The sequence below is a fragment of the Wolbachia endosymbiont (group B) of Dolichovespula media genome (assembly GCF_947179505.1).
Classification (GTDB): Bacteria; Pseudomonadota; Alphaproteobacteria; order Rickettsiales; family Anaplasmataceae; genus Wolbachia.
This window is the reverse complement of the sequence record NZ_CAMXBR010000001.1, coordinates 108724-127015: the sequence shown is the minus strand read 5'-3', so window position 1 is coordinate 127015 and position 18292 is coordinate 108724. Positions and strand designations below refer to the sequence as shown.

The window sequence follows — 18292 nt, the reverse complement described above, 5'->3', positions numbered from 1 at the left end:
TTTTAGTATAAATTAGTAATATGCATCCAATCATATACTTACTTAACCTGCTACTAGATCTTTACAGCTTCATTCTAATATGCTCAGTTGTTCTCGATTTGTTGGTTAAATTGAATGTGGTTAACATGTATAATGAGATTGTAAGCAGCATAATGCAAACTTTAAACAGACTCACTTATCCTCCACTAAAGGTTATCAGAAGGTATATACAACCATTCAATGGATTAGATTTATCCGTGATGATATTGATAATAGCAATTCACTTTGTAAAATATACAATTACTTATTACTTTAAGTAGATGTTAAAAAAACAGCTAAAATCAGCGATATACCTGTTATTCTTAATGTATATATATATATCGGTTTTTAGCTATAATTATAAAGATCCATCCTTAAATACATCTACAAATGAGGAAGTAACAAATTTAGGTGGAATAGTAGGTTCATATTTAGCTGATATATTAGTTCAATTTTTTGGACTCGCTAGTATTACAATAGCTACAACCATAGTTTACTTTTTGATATCAAAAAGGCTGCTGAAAATTCTCTATTTAATATTAATCAATTTAGGAATATGTGCTACATTAGAGCAACTTTCGCTCGGTATCACTACTAGGTACATGCACAGTGGAATAGTCGGCAATACTTTAATTAGCCACTGCCCGTTTTACATATTCACAGTAGTAGTATCAATAGGTATTGTAGGATTGATTGGTTGGAAGAGAACGGTTTATTCTTTGCTTTTCCTATGTAAAAAAATATTTTCCCTTTTTACAAAGGTTCTGTTTTTCAGGTTACGTAAAACTACTGATTATTCAATAGCACCATTAGTAATAGAGGGAAAATATAGAACCATTAGACAACAACCAAAAGAAAGACAGAAGAAAGCTACCGAAGAGATTTTTAAACCACCTTCTAGCGAGTTTGAGTTTCCAAGCATTCACTTACTTTCTAAAGTGGAAGAATCTATGCAGAGAAAACAGTTGAATGCATTAGAGAGCAATAAGAATTTATCTCTGCTCGAACAGGTGCTGAGTGATTTTGGCGTGCAAGGAAAAATTATAAGTGTATGTTATGGACCGGTTGTGACTTTATACAAACTTGAACCACAAGCAGGTACAAAATCTGCAAGAGTGATTGGTCTTGCAGATGATATTGCACGTTCAATGAGTGCACTTTCTGCACGTATTTCAATAATTCGTGGACAAAATGCCATGGGAATAGAATTGCCAAACAAGGAGCGAGAGATTGTGATGCTGCGTGATTTACTTGAATCGCCAGAATACCAAAATGCAAACTTAAATCTTCCAATTGCGCTTGGCAAGGAAATAAGCGGAAAACCAGTTATTGCAGATCTGACTAAAATGCCCCACTTGCTTGTTGCCGGAACTACAGGGTCAGGTAAGTCGGTTGCAATTAACACGATGATTCTGTCGCTTGTTTATCGACTAAGTCCTGATGAATGCAAGATGATAATGATCGATCCAAAAATGCTTGAGCTTTCAATATATGATGCAATACCGCATCTAATAACACCAGTGGTAACAGAGCCAAAAAAAGCTGTTATTGCTCTTAAGTGGAGCGTGAAAGAGATGGAAAATCGCTATCGTATGATGTCATATTTAAATGTGCGGAATGTAATAAACTATAATCAAAAAATTACAGAAGCGATGAATAGCGGAATAGAATTGGAACGTGTTGTACAGATTGGCTTTAACTCAACAACTGGTAAACCTTTGTTTGAAAAAATACCGATTAAAATGGAGACATTTCCGTATATTGTGGTGATTGTAGATGAAATGGCAGATTTAATGCTTGTTGCTGGCAAAGATATAGAATGCTCTATTCAACGTTTAGCTCAGATGGCTCGTGCTGCAGGGATACACATCATAATGGCAACACAACGCCCATCTGTAGATGTGATAACAGGTGTGATAAAAGCAAACTTTCCAACGAGAATTAGTTTTGCTGTTACTTCTAAGATAGATAGCCGTACAATACTTGGTGAACAAGGGGCTGAACAATTGCTCGGTATGGGTGATATGCTTTATATGGCCTCTGGTGGTAAGATTATTCGAGTTCACGGTCCATTTGTAAGTGATGATGAGGTGCAAAATATAGCTGATCATCTAAAAACGCAAGGTGAGCCAAACTACATGGAGGAAATCACTCAAGAAGATGAAAATTCTTTCGCGGAATCAGAAGGTGAAACAGAAGATGAAGAGAACGATCTATACAAGCAAGCAGTGGCCATCATTCAGAGAGATCAAAAGGTTTCAACTAGTTACATTCAAAGGCAACTTAGAATAGGCTATAACAGAGCTGCAAATATTGTTGAAAGAATGGAGAAAGAAGGTATTGTCAGTGCTCCGAGTTACTCAGGAAAGAGAGAGATATTGGTAGAATAATTGCTAACTTAAACCAAGGAAAGTTATTTTAAGATCAATGTATAATGATAGTTAATTTAATAATAATTTAAACATTGGGAATGTAAAATTATAATATATTAATTAGCTAGGGGGTTAAAATGGTAAAAGGAATTTTCCGCAATTGGTTAGGTATAACAGAATTGCAAGAAAGTCAAAAGATAGATGCTGAGAAGTTTGAAAAAGTTTTTGGTGAATTAAAAAAATGGCAAGAAGCTCAAAATATTGATGCTAAACAGTTTGAAGAGGTATTTAGTGCATTAAAAGAGTGGCAAGAAGCTCAAAAGATAGATGTTGAGCAGTTTGAAAAAGTTTTTGGTGCATTAGAAGACAAGATTGGTACTGAGCAGTTTCAAGCTATGCAAGAGCACTTAAGCGGCTTGCAAGAAAAATTTACAGGCTTAGAAGAAAAAGTAGAAACATTTGCAGACATGGTAGGGGGACAAGAACAAGCAATATTAACTTGTGCCATAGTCAGTGCTGTTGCTGCAATAGCTGTAACTAGTTTTGTTGCATTCTGTATCTATCAGGGAGTTAAGCTTGATAAAGAGAAGAAAAACGACTTGTCTCAAGATATGCCAAGCGGAAAGTTTAATAATGTGAATGATACCGAAAAACTGAAGAATAACTTACAGCAAGGAAGAGTGTAATGCTCTTTTTGAAAGGGTGTTACGTAAAATTTGTAACACCTTAAATTTCCTTTAGATTATGTAGGTTTTGGTAGTAAATTTTTTAGAAAGATGTTTGTATTATAAAGTTGGTAGAGATTCTGATTTACTTAAAGCTCGTTAATTGTTATCTTCTAAGGTACGATATTCATTATAGTATGTTCAAGTTCTTTTCTAAGATTTTATTTATATTAATTTTTGGGTTCTTTGCTATACATAACGCTGAAGCTAAGTCTAAAGTGAAGCTCAGTAAAAGGTACATACCTCCTGGTAACCCTGGTGGTGCAAATTTTCATGTAGATGAGGATTTTGCTGAGTCGTATAAATTATACGAAAAGCGTAGGGCGCTCCTTAAGAAAAAAAAGTTACAAGGTCAAATTAATGCTAACATAAATAAAGAAGATCTAATCAAAAAATTAAAAGAAAAAAAAATTGCTAGCCTTGATAATGAGCCAAACAACGTGGGAGCTTGCATAGTTGAAGATGAAGAGGATGCTATGATCAATCAGCATGGTATTAATCTTGCACGTTTAAAGGGTGCTGTATTTATAGATCAAGAGCCAGTTTCTCAGTATGAAAGTAAGCAGCATAAAAGTGAACAACAAAAAGGGAAAAATGTTACTTCAACACGAGAAAAAAAAGTTTCCCCTATAAATGTTACTATAAAAGAAAGTCCATCAAGAAGAACGTGCTCTCATGATTCTATTACTGACCTAAATAGAACACCACAGCATAGTTTAAATGGTTCAAGTTCATTTGGCAGTGTAGTTGACACAGTAAAATAGTGTCACGATTAATAATATGCTAGATAGAGACCTGACATTGAGTGATGATGCATATGAGTCATCGCTGGTTTCCAGGCATAAAACTCATGCTGTAAAAGTTGGACAAGTGAAGATAGGTGGAAATAATCCTATAGTTGTTCAATCCATGGCACTTGGTGCACATATAGATTCTGACAACATAAAAAGCAGTGCTCAGAAATATGCAAAAGAAGTAATAGAACTAGCGCATGCAGGTTCAGAGTTGGTGCGAATTGCTTTGAACTCAGAGGAAGTAGCAAAAACAATACCTTATATAGTAGAGGAAATAAATAAAGAAGGCTTTGATGGTAAGATATTAGTAGGCTGTGGACAATATGAGCTCTACAGGCTGATTCAGGATTATCCAGACAACATTAAAATTCTGGGTAAAATTAGGATAAATCCAGGTAATATAGGCTTTGGTGATAAACGTGATGAAAAATTTGAAAAAATTATAGAGTATGCAATAACGCATGATCTTCCTGTCAGAATTGGAGTAAATTGGGGTAGTCTTGATAAGTACCTTTCACAAAAATTAATGGATGAAAACTCCTTGTCTAGTAATCCAAAAACTTCTGATGTTATATTACGTAAGACGCTTGTAATGTCTGCTCTTGGTAGTGCAAAAAAAGCTGAAAAGATTGGCCTTAATGCAGAGAAAATAATCATTTCATGTAAAGTCAGTAGAGTGCAGGATTTAATTTTAGTTTATACGGCACTTGCAAAATCTTCCAATTATGCGCTGCATTTGGGTTTAACCGAAGCTGGTATGGGTAACAAAGGCGTAGTAAATACCACAGCAGGGCTTACTTATTTATTGCAAAATGGTATTGGAGACACTATCCGGGCTTCTTTAACTCAGCGCCCTGGTGAATCACGCACTAATGAGGTGGTAGTATGTCAGGAAATACTGCAGTCTATAGGTTTGCGCTACTTTAACCCTCAGGTGAGTTCATGTCCTGGTTGTGGACGCACAAGTAGCGATCGTTTTCGTATATTAACTAAGGAAGTAAATGGCTACATAAAAACTCATATGCCGGTATGGAAGAAAAATAATCCTGGTGTAGAGTATATGAAAGTTGCTGTTATGGGATGCATAGTAAATGGTCCTGGAGAGAGCAAACATGCAAATCTGGGGATCAGCCTGCCTGGGTATGGAGAAAAACCTGTTTCAGCAGTCTACAAAGACGGCAAATATTTCAAAACTTTACAAGGTGATAATATTTTTGAAGAATTTAAGGAAATTATTAGTGATTATGTGGAGAAGCATTACACATAAGCCTTTCACAAGTTTGTACTTAGACTACATTCTGTTTAGTGAACGTCAAATGAGACAATAAAGAACGTAAATTTAAAAAATAGATAATAGGGTTTCTTCTGCCTTTTTTTTATATGGTAAATTTCTTAATATTTAGATTGGCCCGGAGTAGTATAGAGATGTTATTCCAGTATCAAGGACTGAAGTTTCCTGATCTACAATATTTGTACAGTTATGAAATAGATGCAATTTGACATAAAAGCTTTACTTTTTGAAATTTTGGGTTACGTTTAATTTAACATATTTCAGTGGGGAATTTATTGTAAGTAGAAAGGAAGCTTTAAAAATATTAGGTTTTGAATCAAGCGATGTGCCCAGTGAACAAGAAATTAAATCAGCGTATAGAAAATTAGCCTTGAAATATCATCCTGATAAACATTCAGAAGCTGTAAAGAAACAAAATGAGGAGAAATTTAAAAAGCTAGGTACTGCATATGAATTTCTCACTAAGGAAAATATAGAAGGGGTTAAAAATCTAACTGACGAAAATTTAAATGAAATTAATTCACCTGGAGATTTGAGGTTTTACTTATATAGAGCTCTATATAATCAGGATATAAAGTTTCTTGAAAAGCTTTTTTCCAAATTCAAAAGCAGTAAAGATGGAAGATTTGGTGATTACATCAATGAAGAACTTATTTGTATTTACTTTCCATTATCTATTGATTTAATGCAAGCCAAAAATTCAAGAGATTATAGTATTTTGAGACTTCTTTTAGAAAATGTTGCTGACCCTAACATAAGGCTACTCAATAATAATGAAGCTTCGTTATGCTATTATATGGTTCTCAACGACAGCAGAATTGTAGAGTTATTGTTACAATATGGTGCTGACCCTAATATGGTAGATAGAAATGGTAAAAATCCGTTGTTTGAAGCGTTTTTGTGTGATGATGATCATACTATGGAAATACTTTTGAAATATGGTGCTAATCCTAATATGTTAGATGAAAATGGTCGAGGTCCATTATATCAAGCAATCAATTGTGACAACGATAAACGCGAAAAATATTTAGAGTTGCTTCTAAAGTATGGTGCAGATCCTAATCAGAAGGTTAATGGCTCCAGAGTTATAGAGTGTGCTCCATATTTCACTAATAATGGTGTAATGAATTTGATTAAAACGCTTACTCTGCCATACGGTAGCAATGATAAAGTTAAAGGGTTGATGGCTGAATACGGTGGAGTTGATAGACGTTATCTACGTGATCAAGCAATACTGACTTGTTGTTGCTTAATCGTCGCTTCTGCTACTTTTTAGTATAGCTTCTCCTTTGCGCTATGTACCGACAGCAATATTTGCACTTGCTGCATGTTTTTTTATTAAAAATGCTGTACATGCTGCATTTTTTGCAAAAGAACCTTCTACTGAGTTTACCGAAGCTAGAGCTTGTCCAGGGACTAGTAAAAGGCTATAATACCTAAAGTTTTAGTACTGGGTAAAGATGAGAAAAAAGCATCCAGCAGACCTAAGTCAAAGGGAATGGACAAGAATAGAAAGCTATTCCAGAGTATCATACAGGAAAGTAAGAAAAAAATATACTATAGTTAAAAAAATGTGATGGGATACCAAGGAGAAGATTTAAAAAATCATATAAAGGAAGAATATGGTATGGATATTGAGATTGTCAAAAGGCCTTCATGTAGGTTCTAAGTCAACAAAGACACACCGCCTTAGCTACTACCAATGAGGGATTTAAAGTACAGCCAAGAAGGTGGGTTGTAGAAAGGACTTTTGCTTTAGGAATAGAAGACTATCGAAAGAATAAGATTTACTCACTGAAAATTTCATATATCTGGCTATGAGTAGAGTTATGTTAAGGAGAGAAATATGCTTGAGTTTATCAATTCCCTGACAAGTTCTAATCATTAATGTTATACACGTTCTTTTCTTTTTCTATTCTCTCTTGTTCTTCAATACAATACATAGCAAGCGGATTAGCTTTAAGTCTTTCGACTCCTATTTCTTCTCCCGTTCCATCGCAGTAACCATAAATGCCTAATTTTATTTTTTCCAACGCCTCCTTAATTTTTTCTTTTCTATCTTTTCGGCGCTTAATTAATTCTCCATTTTCACTATCAGAATAAATACTACTATCTTCTAGATCTTGTTTCTCCAGTTCAGAGAGTATTGATTGTAACTTTAAGCTAAAGTATTCCAGTTGTTTTACGTTCATATATTCTTCATTTTCTGAAGGAACGTAATCTTCCGGTAACTTTATTTTTATTAATTTTTCCATAGCATTATCAATAAAATATATTAAAACTTATATAACTTGTAAACACAAAAAATTATACTACCCTCAAAGTAAACACTATAATTTATAATAAACATTTAAAATCCTGGTATGATTAGTTTGGTAAAAAAATTAGTAATAAATGATAATAATCTTACTTATATAGTATGTATTTTTATTATAATGTTAAGTTTATCTTCATATACACTTGAAAACAACAGTAAACAAGAAATCATATTAACATTAACATGGATATGTGCTACATTTGTTTTGCAGATCTCTACAAATAATTTATTTACATCTGATTATCATGATGGAATATTAGAGCAAATCTTTTTACAGCCACTCTCTTCTAGGCTGATAGTTGCTTATAAAATCTTCGCTCACTGGTTGTTATTTGGGTTACCGATTTCAGTGATTTCTTTCATGTTCAGCTTTGCAATTCTAGGCAATAATATTGAACATTCAATAGCAGTTGGAGTGTCTTTATTATTTAATACGCTGATAATCATTAATATTTCAGCTACTGGAAATGCATTGATGATTGGTCGAAATAACTTAGCATCAGGAGTGTCGCAAATTCTTGTTTTGCCAATGATAATGCCAACTTTTGTATATTTCAAATTGCTAACTCAATTTGAAAATTTATCCTTGAATATTTATACACTACTAATCACCATCTTAATTTTTGTCATTTTAATTGTTAACAGCACTATAACTACTCACATAGCATTAAAATTTGCTGTGGAGCAGGATTGAAAAAACTTACTAGTTATTTACTTGTATCTGCTTAGTTAAGGGTGTTAACTTAAGTAGAGATGGAGACATTAAACTTCTTACATGAATTGAAGAGTTACAGCGTGTGAAACCATTATTGGATTTCAGACTGGCTGGTTATGCAAGAAATCTAATATCTATCGAAGAGTCAGAAACTTTTATAACTTACCTTTAATCAACCTAACCCATGCGTGCCAATCTCTCTCACCAAGATTGCTTTCGAAAGACAGAAGATCCTTTACGGCTTTTGAGCAAATTTCTTCACTTGGAATTGACAACTCCCTATTCATTGCTAGCGTCAGGCATTGAGTTTTACAAGCTTGTTCTAAGTGATACGTATAAAACATTGCTTCTTGTATAGTCTGACCACATGTTATAGATCCATGATTGTGCATTAACATCACAAAATTTTCTTTCAAATCAGCTATTAATCTTTTTCCTTCTGTATCATCAAGTGCCAGGGAATTATAATCATGGTAAGATAACTTATTATAAAAGTGCAGCGCCCACTGACTTATTGGGAGTAATCCATCCTTGAGAGAAGAAACTGCTACAATAGAAGGTGTATGTAGATGAAAAATTGCTTGAATATCTTTCCTTGCTTGATAAATGAAGCCATGGATTACATAGCCAGTTTTATTATATTGATATTCTTTGCCTTCAATTATATTCCCATCAAACGATACTTTCATCAATGAACTTTCATCTACTTCATAAAAACGTATACCAAAAGGATAAACATAAAATGATTTTTTATCTTCAGAACGTACAGAGAGATGAGTATACGTATGATCATCTAATTTAAGATAAGATAAAATTTGATAGGCGTTAACTAGGTCTCTTTTCAACTCACTATTTGTTAATAACATAGCTCTTGACTAAAATTTTCTAAAGATTTATACGTAAAAAAAAGTTTATTACAAACTAAAAGGTGAACCTACGTTAAAATAACTTGCCTTAGGTGATTAGAGTTTACATTTCTAGATTACATAGTATTTTAACTATAAAAACGACTTTTTATGTAATATTTCATATGTTTTAAAGCCTTGTTTTTATGTTATTATAATTGTAGGTTTTAATATTAAAAATAATATGATAAACGTTGACATAAAAAAACAGCTAACAAAATTTTTCATATATATCACTGGTCTTCCAGGAAGTGGTAAACTTTCTACAGCAATAGTATTATCTAGTATGATAAATGCAGTAATTGTAGGTGAACTTGAATATAATCAAACTTCCAAAGAAGCTCGAGATAGAATATATAACACTACACATGTTATGTTTCAGGCAATAGAAGCCTATCCTATTGACTCAAAAAATTATATATTTGTTGATGAATTAATTAAAAATAATGATTACAACATAAGAATATATAACTCAGTAGTAGAACTTAGTAAAAAAATGAGCACAAAAATCCTCCCTATAGTACTTAGGTGCAATCCATTGATATTACAAGAGCGTACTATATCAAAAAAGCAAAGAAAAAATAGGAAGGTTACTAATATAAATAGTATTAAATTTAGGGAGGAAGATTTATTTGTACCACAAAATGCTATAGAGGTAGAAAATTCAAATATGAGTATAAAAGAAGTAGCAGAAGAAATAGTAAGTCAGATGTACAAACTTGGCCAAATTAATAGTGTTTACGCAATAGGCAACGATTTCATATACTGAGGCTCATTTAAATATAGAGCCTCAACTCCATTTAATTTTTGTTTATTTTTTAGTCTATAACGGACTAATAGCCCTGCATGGCTAGCATCCAACTTTGGTAAACTGCAATCCATATATGTAATGCAGTGCGTTTCAGGCTGGAGTTCACTTACTACAGCAGGATTTGATAGCGGTAACAAATTGAAATCAAATAACTGCGTATAAAACTTTTGATCATCTTCGATTATAGCTTTAATATTTTTTTTGCTATTTGTACAAAGTAGCGATATTGCATATGCTTGAGCTTCCAGCGCACTAACCCCATATAACGGCTTATTTGTAGCAAGATTTATACCTTGTGCAGTTGATATACCAACTCTGATTCCAGTAAAACTTCCTGGTCCAACTATCACTGCTAAATGGTCTATTTTATCGTAGCTGTAATTATGCTTATCAAACAAAGTATTGAGTATTTGAAAAAATGATTCTGCATGACTATTGTTTGCAGAATTGCGTTCTACAAAACAATTACCATCGTAATCAATTACTGCTATTGAACTACCAGCACCTACAGTATTAATTGCTAGAATGGACATCACTTAAGCTTATCATAGAGCTTTGTAAACATCATAGTGAACGCACCGTTACCCATAACATTTGCTGAAGTTATTACTGGGTCAAACACTATATACAATGCTGTAATTAATGAAAGCATCTCTGGGGAGAATTTAAGATACTCCTCAAGAACAGGCAACATTACCATAATCCCTCCCGCTGGAACTGCAACAATAGCAAATTTAAATAACAGAAAGTAGAGAAGGAAAGTCACATAGTCTGTTGCAGACAATGCACCACCAAAAGTCATTATCATTGATAGTATTATAATAAAAAAGCAATCACCTACTAAATGAAAGCTAGCAGTTATTGGCACAACAGACGATGCTATATCATGCTGCTTTACATTTTTTTTGCTTCCTTCAAGAGTAAGCGGCATAGCTATATTACTAGACATTGTGCTCATTGAAGTAATAAATGAAGGTATCATATTGCCTATACTAGCTATCCAACTTGTGATCTTAAATGAATTTGCTGCTCCATATAAGAGAAAAACATAAAGGTAGGTTGCAGATGATATAATAATAAAAATTATTGAGTAATCCTTAAATATTATGGGTAAAACCTGATCATGTTCCATTTTTAAAGCAAGACCAAGTACAAACATTGGAATAATTGGCATCAAAAATGTCTTCAAAATAAAGAGAGTTAAATCTGACATTTTGTTCGAGAGCTCTTTGCTTTTTTTTGGTAATATTGTGGACACTAATATGCTTAACACAAATCCACAAGCAAGGGCATAAAAATTAGAAAGCAATGCAGGTATCCTAAATGACCATAAAGGAACAATTGTTTCTTCATATGTTATATCTTGTATTGAATAAGTGTTTTGTGTGATGAAATGCCCAACAGAATAAGCTATTAAACTTGAAGCTAGATTCGACAAGAAAATCGTTATAATAAGTAACAATATAAACTTTATAGCCGACTGCTTAAGATTGTTAACACTACTAAAGATTAATGCAAAAACAATAAAAGGCATTATAAATAGTAAGATCTCTTTTATACTAAGGCTTATTGAATACAAGAAGGCTTTCACTTCCATTGGAACTAGATGACCAAAAAATACAATCGAAGTGATAACAGCAAGTAAGGTTAGTAATTGTAACATATTCTAATATAGCGATATCCTATGGAAATACATATGATAAATTAGCTGCTAAGTAAAGTAAAACTGCCTAAAATATTTGCATTACCTTCTAGTACTTGAATGAGATTTCAAATTACAACGTTTCCACAAAGTATATAATTAACATCCACACCTTTGGTCAAGTTCCATTCACGCTTTATTACATTATATTCCATACCAGTCATATCTTGTAGTGTTACATTGTTTTCCCTTAGATGATTTGCAATTTCTGATGGCTTGAGAAATTTATTCCAATTATGTGTGCCTTTTGGCAGCCAGTTTAATATGTACTCTGCGCCGACTATTGCAAGACAGAAGGATTTAATAGTTCTATTTATCGTCGATATAAAAATTAGCCCTTCTGGCTTCAACAGCTCTATTGCTTTTTTCATGAAAAACTCTAAATTATCGACATGTTCAACCACTTCCATCAACAAAACCACGTCATACTTCTTGTCATTGCTTAGCTCTTCAATGCTAGTGTGTGTGTATTCTATATTTAACCCTACTTTCTTCGCATGCGACTGTGCCACTTTTATGTTTTCCTCACATACATCTATTCCCGCAACGCTAATACCAATACGCGCCATTGACTCTGACAAAATGCCACCACCACAACCAACATCGAGCAATGATAGTTCTTTTAAATCGCATTTTTTTAATTCTTTTATTTTCTCAACGATGTATGATACTCTCACAGGATTCATCATGTGCAATGGCTTGAATTTGCCATTCTCATTCCACCATTCACCTGCTATTTTAGCGAATTTTGATATTTCATCTTCGTTATAAGTTTTTGTGTTTTTTTTCTTGCTAATATTGCTAAGTTTATCAAGGCGTTCTTTATGTCTACTTTCTTTTGAAAATTCTGTTTCGAGGAATTGTTTGACTATGTCTTTTGCTAATCCACTCGCAGTAAACCCTGCACCAAGACAAAGTATATTCGCGTTGCCATGCTCGCGAGCTAATTTTGCGATCTCAACACTATTACATAAAGCAGCATAGATTCCTTCAAAACGATTTGCCACAGTACTCATGCCCAAACCTGTACCGCAAATTAATATTCCATAATTTGCTTTTTTGTTTGTTATATCTTCTACAACTTCAGCAGCATAGTCAGGGTAGTCTACACTCTTTTGTTCAGCAGTGCATCCACGGTCTATCACTGTATAATCTAAAGTTTCCAAGTAAGCCTTTATTTCTGATTTTAGTTCATAACCTGCGTGGTCTGAAGCAACTGATATCACATCTGACATATAAGAAATTGCAACTTAAGGGTATTTATATGGGTAATTTATTTTGAGCTTTTTGTCAAGCTCTCCTGATCTTTCTGAATAAATTTCGAGTCAGATATGCATAAATTCTATATAATTTTTATCCTACCACTACTAATTCGGTAAAATGGATCATATAGATATTATAAAGTCAAAATTATTGTTGTCCGACATAGTAGGAAAAAAAGTTAGGTTAATAAAAAGAGGAGATAGTTTTGTTGGACTCTGCCCATTTCATAACGAAAAAACTCCATCTTTTTCGGTCAGCAATGTTAAGGGCTTATATTACTGTTTCGGTTGCTCAGCTCATGGTGATGCGTTTGAATTTATTTCACAAACTGAGGGCTTAAGTTTTAAGGAAGCGTTGGAAAAATTGGCATCTGTTGCAGGTGTTGAGTTACCCACAAACCTCAGCTTTGCTAAAGAAAATGACAAACTGTTTTCAGCACTGAATTTAGCTGCAAATTGGTTTACACAAAAAAATCAGGGAGTTGTAGGTTATTTAAAGCAACGCAAGATTTCACTCAAAATCATAGATAAATTTAGAATAGGTTATGCACCAAGCTCTGGTTTGAGAGAATATTTGAACTCTTCAGGTATTGAAGACAAAATTTTGGCTAATGTTGGGTTGATAAATAGAAATTCTCGTGATTATTTCTATGATCGACTCATGTTTCCTATAAAGAACATTGCAGGAAAAGTTATTGGCTTTGGTGGACGTGCGTTGAGTTCTGATCAACAACCAAAATATTTAAATAGCCCAGAGAGTCAGCTCTTTAAGAAAAGAGAAAATTTATATGGATTAAACTTTGCTTTGAGTGAAATACGCAAAAAACAGCATCTATTTGTTGTTGAAGGATATATGGATGTAATAGCACTACATCAAGCGGGAATTAGCAATACAGTTGCTCCGCTTGGTACCGCAATTTCTGCAGAGCAGATAAAAAATCTATGGAGATTTGCTAAAGAAATTTCTATCTGTATGGATGGCGATAGTCCTGGATGTCATGCTGCTATTCGAATTGCAGAACTTGTTCTACCGATACTGGAGCCTGGATACACATTGAAGTTCGTGACTTTGCCAAGCAACAAGGACCCATACGATATATGCAATGAACTAGAATATAAGACGGAAGATGTACTATCCGCTTTTAACCGCTCAACAGAACTGCACTCTGAATATTTATGGCATCACATAATTGGTAGCAATTTGCAAAATTATGAAAAATTTGCTCCGGAAAAATATTCAATTCTTGAGCACAAATTCATGAAATATGTCAATGCTATCGGTAACAGCAGTATTAGAAGGTATTATAGAGATTATTTTTACAATAAGGTCAGTGAATTAAGAAGAAACTTTAAAAAGCTGATTTTTAATAGCAAAGCAACAAAAGGTGAGTATCTTTACAATAAATCTCCAGAGCTAATTGAAGCAGAGCAAAATCAGGCCATAATTTTGCGTATAGCCGTAGAATTTCCTGAAATCTTGAACCGTCCTATATTTTTTGAGCAATTTTCTCATTTCGAATTTACTAATGAGATGAAAAAATTACAACAGTGCGTAATTAATATGGTAACTAATGAGAGCAACTTTAATAAAGAAATTCTGCTACAGGAGTCTAGTGTTATAAAGTTTATATTTGAAAAAACTAGCGTACTAAATAGTCAATTAAGTGAGAAGAGATCGGCAGAAACTGTCTGGAATAACATAGTATTACGGAAAGAATTAAATGTATTACAAGAAGAAAAAATTAAAGCAAGGCTGGGCGGTAATTTTGACTTAGAGGAAAGGCTAATAGAACAAATAAAGCAAATAGAGGATAGTATACAAGAAATGCAAATGGAATTTATTCAAAAGTAGATGGCTTAAGATGTTCAAAATTATTAGAAAAACACTGTATTAGTAGTTGCTTAAAATAGCTTATTCTAGTATATTTTCAATTTATTTAATTACGACAAGTGTTTGCATTTCTCCCTCTCATTATTTTTTTAACCTTATATCTTGGTAGTGGTACTTATTTTTCCTTTATAGGACTTGACAATCCTCTTCATCAAATTTCACCGTTAGTTTGCTTATTACCAGCATTATTTTTTGCTATTCTATTCAATAAAAACAAAATTCAGCATAGCGTTGATACTCTTATAAAAGGTATGGGGAATAAAACTACTCTTACCGTGTGTTTGATTTTTCTCCTTGCTGGGGCATTTTCTACTGTTACTCAATCGCTTGGTAGTATAAATGTTATTGCTAGCTTAACTATTTGCTTTCTTCCAGCACAATTATTACTTCCTGGAATGTTTTTAATTTCTGCGTTTATTGCAAGTGCAATAGGCACATCAATCGGAGTTATTGCACTTATAACACCAATAGCTGTGAATCTAGCACAAAATGGAGCTTTTGATTGTGCGGTGGGCGTTGGAGCTGTGATAGGTGGGTCTATGTTTGGCAGCAACCTTTCAATGATATCTGACACCACTATTGCTGCTACTTCTTCACAAGGAGCTTCAGTAAAGGATAAAATAAAACTCACTTTCAAGACAGGATCTGTTACAGGTCTTATAATACTTATTTATCTAGTAATAATTTCAAATAGTACAGAAGTTGTTTCTATCTCAAGTCTGAATTATTTATCCATAGTCAAAATTATCCCTTATATATCTTTAATAATTATGGGTTTATTTGAAATAAACACACTGGTAACATTAGCTGTTAATATGGTTGTTGCTGGAATATTAGGAATAGCTTTTTTTGATTATTCTATTATTGATTATTCTCATGATATATGTAGGGGTTTTAATAAGATGAATGAGGTAATGATATTTATTCTTTTCAGTAGTGGATTAAGCCACTTAATGTACGAATACAGTCAGAAAAAGATAGATAAATTCACCGATGAGGTGAATCTCACAAGAAGTCAAGCTGAACTTATGATTGCAGGAATATCATGTATGTTTACTATTTTAGTTTCCAGCAATGTTATTGCTATTTTATTAACTAGTAATATTGCGAAAAGACTTGCACAAAGATATAACATTGCACCACACCGTAGTGCGTATTTATTAGAAATATTTACTGCGATCACAAAAAGTATCTTACCTTATGGTTCTCAAATATTGCTAGCAAGCAGCATTGCCTCTCTTTCACCTATTGCTGTACTGACAAAAGTATATTATTGTTTTGTTTTTGCAGCAGTTGCAATAAGTGAAATAGTTATTAACGGCAGACGTCATGCGGTTTTAGCTTCTCAACTATCATAAATATACCACAACTCTTTCTGTAGCTTTGTGTAAGTTATGCTAACCATGGATGGCTTTCTTGCATAGTACTAACAGACATATGGTTTGAGAGTATCATTATAGGGATTTGGTATTAATAATTCAGGAATACTGGGAACATATAAATTCATAAAGGGTTTTGAGTTTTTTTGCTCTACCAAATGATCTTTACGAACTTGTTATTTATTATAAATGCAATAGGAAATACTATATGAGATATGATAGTAAATATAGGTCCTAATAGGAATACAGATTACAAGAGATAGGCAATGGAATTACAAAGAGTTTGCAAATATTAGTTATTATTTGTAGAATATAGAGAAATTAGTAGAGATTTTAATAGTATGCCATCCATTACTTTTATTTTACCTGATGGAAGTAAGAAAAGTTATGAAGCTACAGAGGGAGAAACTCTTCTTAATTTAGCCCATAGAAGTGATCCAGATCTGCTTGAAGGTGCATGTGAAGGTTCTCTTGCTTGCTCTACATGCCATGTGATTGTTGATCCAAAATTTTATGATGTTGTAGAAACACATAATCCTATATCTGATGAGGAGAATGACATGCTGGATCTAGCTTTCGGTTTAACAGAGACATCGAGGCTTGGATGCCAAATAAAAATCACAAAAGATATTGACGGTTTGTGCATAACCGTGCCCAGAGGTACAAGAAATATATCATTAGATAAATAAGAGGATAATGCGTAAAATTTTTATCTATATTCTCATCTCCTTACCTTTGTTTATTCCTCTAGCGTATAGTGGTTTTTGGTATTTTTCTGCATTTAAGGTAAAAAGTCTTTTAACTGATTACATTAATGACGAAAAAGTTGATATTTCACATGATTTTAAGGGGTTTCCTTTTAACCTAGTTTTTCGTGTAACGAATCCAAAATTTTCTAATGAGCAATTAACTGTTTCATCTGAAGCTTTAATGATAAAAAACAGATTATTTGATAAGTCAGTATATATCTATATACCAAGCAATAAAGTAAACATTGCTGTCCGTAGTGATGAGAAAAAGAATATAAAGTGTCACACACACGTGAGTAGCCACTTTGTTGTTAAACTAAATGATTTACTATCTTCATTAAAATTCAACAGAAATAGCACTGTAATAGACTATATAGATACATTTCGTTACGAAGATTATGGATTAAAATGTGATGTTTTAGAAAATCAGCAAAGTGTTATAACTGAAGTGAATGATAAAAGTAATTACATTCAATTTCACTTTGATAAAGAACTGAATGAAAATACTAAACTAGAATTTGATTTTTATACTTACCGTTATAAACATACTGCAAGTCCTGAAAATTACCTTAGTGTCGACGCTAAATTAGATTATGAATTTGTAAACCATATTTCAGCTTCTAAGATTAATTTCAACATAGAAAAATTTTTGATTGAGAGTAATAACTTTTCTATTGCTGCAAATGGTGGGGTAAGTAATTACAATTTAGTTACATCTTCATTTGAAGATAAAATCAATGTAGCCATATCAAATTATAAAGAATTAATTTCGTTTGTGACTAATGATTCAAAGACTGCAGATAAATTGGAAAAATCAATATCTTCCTTATCAGAAAAAATCACTAATAACGACATTCAATTTTCAATAAAGTACGACAATAATGTAGGTTCAGGCTTTATTGGAAAATTATCCACTACTGATTTTATCACTCAATTCACCAAGAATGAGAATAGTAATTAGCTTACTTTTTACATTGATATTCCATTTAAGCATAAATGCTTTTACTTTGGATGATAAACTAAGAGACGAAAGCATGGAAGAGCGAGCAAGTAGCTTATTTGCAGTAATAAAGTGTCCAGTATGCTCTGGTGAATTATTATCCGAATCTGAGTCTCAAGTTGCATATGGTATGCGTAAGACAATTCGCAAGAAGATCAGTGATGGATATACTAACGAGCAAATAGTTTCAGAGTTAAAAAATTCTTATGGAGATTCAATTATCATTGTACCACCTGTAAAATCTAGTACCTACATTTTATGGTTTATTCCTTTTATAATTCTTCTTATTGGATGTTTTCTAATACGAAAATCAGTTCAGAAAATAGATAAGGTAGTAAAAAGATAACTATAGAGTAAAAGT

Annotated in this window: 18 protein-coding genes and 1 pseudogene; 14 read left to right on the top strand and 5 right to left on the bottom strand. The window is 32.9% G+C overall.

The annotated features are described in order from the left end of the window. The first annotated feature begins 20 nt into the window (after window positions 1–20). From OM967_RS00630 to OM967_RS00600, 7 genes and pseudogenes are all read left to right on the top strand, one after another. A complete protein-coding gene (locus OM967_RS00630) occupies window positions 21–299 on the top strand; it encodes a YggT family protein (RefSeq protein ID WP_250120395.1) in 279 nt (92 codons plus the stop codon). Continuing rightward, window positions 300–2408, top strand: a complete 2109-nt coding sequence (locus tag OM967_RS00625) for an FtsK/SpoIIIE family DNA translocase (protein WP_264337346.1) — start codon at window positions 300–302, stop codon at window positions 2406–2408. Window positions 2409–2527: 119 nt separating this feature from the next. Next, window positions 2528–3076, top strand: a complete 549-nt coding sequence (locus tag OM967_RS00620) for a hypothetical protein (RefSeq protein WP_250120393.1) — start codon at window positions 2528–2530, stop codon at window positions 3074–3076. 176 nt (window positions 3077–3252) lie between these two features. Next, complete coding sequence (locus OM967_RS00615) at window positions 3253–3879, top strand: TRP75-related protein (protein WP_211908020.1); 627 nt, start codon at window positions 3253–3255, stop codon at window positions 3877–3879. A 16-nt stretch (window positions 3880–3895) separates the two neighbouring features. Further along, on the top strand, window positions 3896–5176 hold the full coding sequence (gene ispG / locus OM967_RS00610; RefSeq protein WP_264337345.1) for a flavodoxin-dependent (E)-4-hydroxy-3-methylbut-2-enyl-diphosphate synthase: 1281 nt from the start codon (window positions 3896–3898) through the stop codon (window positions 5174–5176). Between the two features lie 250 nt (window positions 5177–5426). Then, window positions 5427–6476, top strand: coding sequence for an ankyrin repeat domain-containing protein (locus OM967_RS00605; protein WP_370107311.1), 1050 nt, complete (start codon window positions 5427–5429; stop codon window positions 6474–6476). A gap of 268 nt (window positions 6477–6744) precedes the next feature. Beyond that, window positions 6745–7071: pseudogene (locus OM967_RS00600) on the top strand (IS5-like element ISWpi1 family transposase); the annotation flags it as partial. 6 nt (window positions 7072–7077) lie between these two features. Here OM967_RS00600 and OM967_RS00595 read toward each other — a convergent pair. After that, window positions 7078–7455: a TraR/DksA family transcriptional regulator gene (locus tag OM967_RS00595; RefSeq protein ID WP_007302671.1), complete on the bottom strand. Its 378-nt coding sequence runs from the start codon at window positions 7453–7455 to the stop codon at window positions 7078–7080. Window positions 7456–7563: 108 nt separating this feature from the next. On the opposite strand from OM967_RS00595, the gene OM967_RS00590 reads away from it, so the two are divergent. Next, window positions 7564–8211 (top strand): heme exporter protein CcmB, encoded by a 648-nt coding sequence (locus OM967_RS00590; protein ID WP_211908024.1) that lies wholly within the window; start codon window positions 7564–7566, stop codon window positions 8209–8211. Between the two features lie 176 nt (window positions 8212–8387). On the opposite strand, the gene OM967_RS00585 is transcribed toward OM967_RS00590, so the two are convergent. Beyond that, entirely contained in the window at window positions 8388–9098 is a 711-nt protein-coding gene (locus OM967_RS00585) for a class II aldolase/adducin family protein (protein ID WP_250120391.1), read from the bottom strand. Between the two features lie 223 nt (window positions 9099–9321). Here OM967_RS00585 and OM967_RS00580 point away from each other — a divergent pair, with 223 nt between their 5' ends. Then, window positions 9322–9906, top strand: a complete 585-nt coding sequence (locus tag OM967_RS00580; protein ID WP_264337344.1) for an AAA family ATPase — start codon at window positions 9322–9324, stop codon at window positions 9904–9906. Here OM967_RS00580 and tsaB read toward each other — a convergent pair. The 3 genes from tsaB to ubiG form a co-directional block, all read right to left on the bottom strand. Continuing rightward, window positions 9876–10481, bottom strand: coding sequence for a tRNA (adenosine(37)-N6)-threonylcarbamoyltransferase complex dimerization subunit type 1 TsaB (gene tsaB, locus OM967_RS00575; protein ID WP_007302675.1), 606 nt, complete (start codon window positions 10479–10481; stop codon window positions 9876–9878). The two genes, OM967_RS00580 and tsaB, sit on opposite strands and share 31 nt — an antisense overlap. Beyond that, window positions 10481–11611 (bottom strand): dicarboxylate/amino acid:cation symporter, encoded by a 1131-nt coding sequence (locus OM967_RS00570; RefSeq protein WP_264337343.1) that lies wholly within the window; start codon window positions 11609–11611, stop codon window positions 10481–10483. The genes tsaB and OM967_RS00570 overlap by 1 nt, the downstream gene beginning before the upstream one ends. Before the next feature lie 107 nt (window positions 11612–11718). Continuing rightward, the gene (gene ubiG, locus OM967_RS00565) at window positions 11719–12885 is read right to left on the bottom strand and encodes a bifunctional 2-polyprenyl-6-hydroxyphenol methylase/3-demethylubiquinol 3-O-methyltransferase UbiG (protein WP_211908029.1); all 1167 of its coding nucleotides are present in this window, start codon (window positions 12883–12885) and stop codon (window positions 11719–11721) included. Between the two features lie 145 nt (window positions 12886–13030). Here ubiG and dnaG point away from each other — a divergent pair, with 145 nt between their 5' ends. The 5 genes from dnaG (at window position 13031) to OM967_RS00540 (ending at window position 18277) form a co-directional block, all read left to right on the top strand. Beyond that, window positions 13031–14764 (top strand): DNA primase, encoded by a 1734-nt coding sequence (dnaG, locus tag OM967_RS00560; RefSeq protein ID WP_211908030.1) that lies wholly within the window; start codon window positions 13031–13033, stop codon window positions 14762–14764. 98 nt (window positions 14765–14862) lie between these two features. Continuing rightward, entirely contained in the window at window positions 14863–16161 is a 1299-nt protein-coding gene (locus OM967_RS00555) for a Na+/H+ antiporter NhaC family protein (protein ID WP_264337342.1), read from the top strand. A 362-nt stretch (window positions 16162–16523) separates the two neighbouring features. Then, complete coding sequence (locus OM967_RS00550) at window positions 16524–16871, top strand: ferredoxin family 2Fe-2S iron-sulfur cluster binding protein (protein WP_211908032.1); 348 nt, start codon at window positions 16524–16526, stop codon at window positions 16869–16871. Window positions 16872–16878: 7 nt separating this feature from the next. After that, complete coding sequence (locus OM967_RS00545) at window positions 16879–17892, top strand: hypothetical protein (RefSeq protein WP_007302682.1); 1014 nt, start codon at window positions 16879–16881, stop codon at window positions 17890–17892. Next, window positions 17876–18277 carry a cytochrome c-type biogenesis protein gene (locus OM967_RS00540; protein ID WP_010401557.1) on the top strand — a complete coding sequence of 134 codons (402 nt, stop codon included), beginning with the start codon at window positions 17876–17878 and terminating at the stop codon, window positions 18275–18277. Before OM967_RS00545 ends, OM967_RS00540 begins: the two co-directional genes overlap by 17 nt. The last annotated feature ends 15 nt before the right edge of the window (window positions 18278–18292 follow it).

Bases quoted from the DNA above. Each gene is read 5' to 3' on its own strand.
- OM967_RS00630 (WP_250120395.1), top strand. From the start codon at position 21: ATGCATCCAATCATATACTTACTTAACCTGCTACTAGATCTTTACAGC.
- OM967_RS00625 (WP_264337346.1), top strand. From the start codon at position 300: ATGTTAAAAAAACAGCTAAAATCAGCGATATACCTGTTATTCTTAATG.
- OM967_RS00620 (WP_250120393.1), top strand. From the start codon at position 2,528: ATGGTAAAAGGAATTTTCCGCAATTGGTTAGGTATAACAGAATTGCAA.
- OM967_RS00615 (WP_211908020.1), top strand. From the start codon at position 3,253: ATGTTCAAGTTCTTTTCTAAGATTTTATTTATATTAATTTTTGGGTTC.
- ispG (WP_264337345.1), top strand. From the start codon at position 3,896: ATGCTAGATAGAGACCTGACATTGAGTGATGATGCATATGAGTCATCG.
- OM967_RS00595 (WP_007302671.1), bottom strand. From the start codon at position 7,455: ATGGAAAAATTAATAAAAATAAAGTTACCGGAAGATTACGTTCCTTCA.
- OM967_RS00590 (WP_211908024.1), top strand. From the start codon at position 7,564: ATGATTAGTTTGGTAAAAAAATTAGTAATAAATGATAATAATCTTACT.
- OM967_RS00585 (WP_250120391.1), bottom strand. From the start codon at position 9,098: ATGTTATTAACAAATAGTGAGTTGAAAAGAGACCTAGTTAACGCCTAT.
- OM967_RS00580 (WP_264337344.1), top strand. From the start codon at position 9,322: ATGATAAACGTTGACATAAAAAAACAGCTAACAAAATTTTTCATATAT.
- tsaB (WP_007302675.1), bottom strand. From the start codon at position 10,481: ATGTCCATTCTAGCAATTAATACTGTAGGTGCTGGTAGTTCAATAGCA.
- OM967_RS00570 (WP_264337343.1), bottom strand. From the start codon at position 11,611: ATGTTACAATTACTAACCTTACTTGCTGTTATCACTTCGATTGTATTT.
- ubiG (WP_211908029.1), bottom strand. From the start codon at position 12,885: ATGTCAGATGTGATATCAGTTGCTTCAGACCACGCAGGTTATGAACTA.
- dnaG (WP_211908030.1), top strand. From the start codon at position 13,031: ATGGATCATATAGATATTATAAAGTCAAAATTATTGTTGTCCGACATA.
- OM967_RS00550 (WP_211908032.1), top strand. From the start codon at position 16,524: ATGCCATCCATTACTTTTATTTTACCTGATGGAAGTAAGAAAAGTTAT.
- OM967_RS00545 (WP_007302682.1), top strand. From the start codon at position 16,879: ATGCGTAAAATTTTTATCTATATTCTCATCTCCTTACCTTTGTTTATT.
- OM967_RS00540 (WP_010401557.1), top strand. From the start codon at position 17,876: ATGAGAATAGTAATTAGCTTACTTTTTACATTGATATTCCATTTAAGC.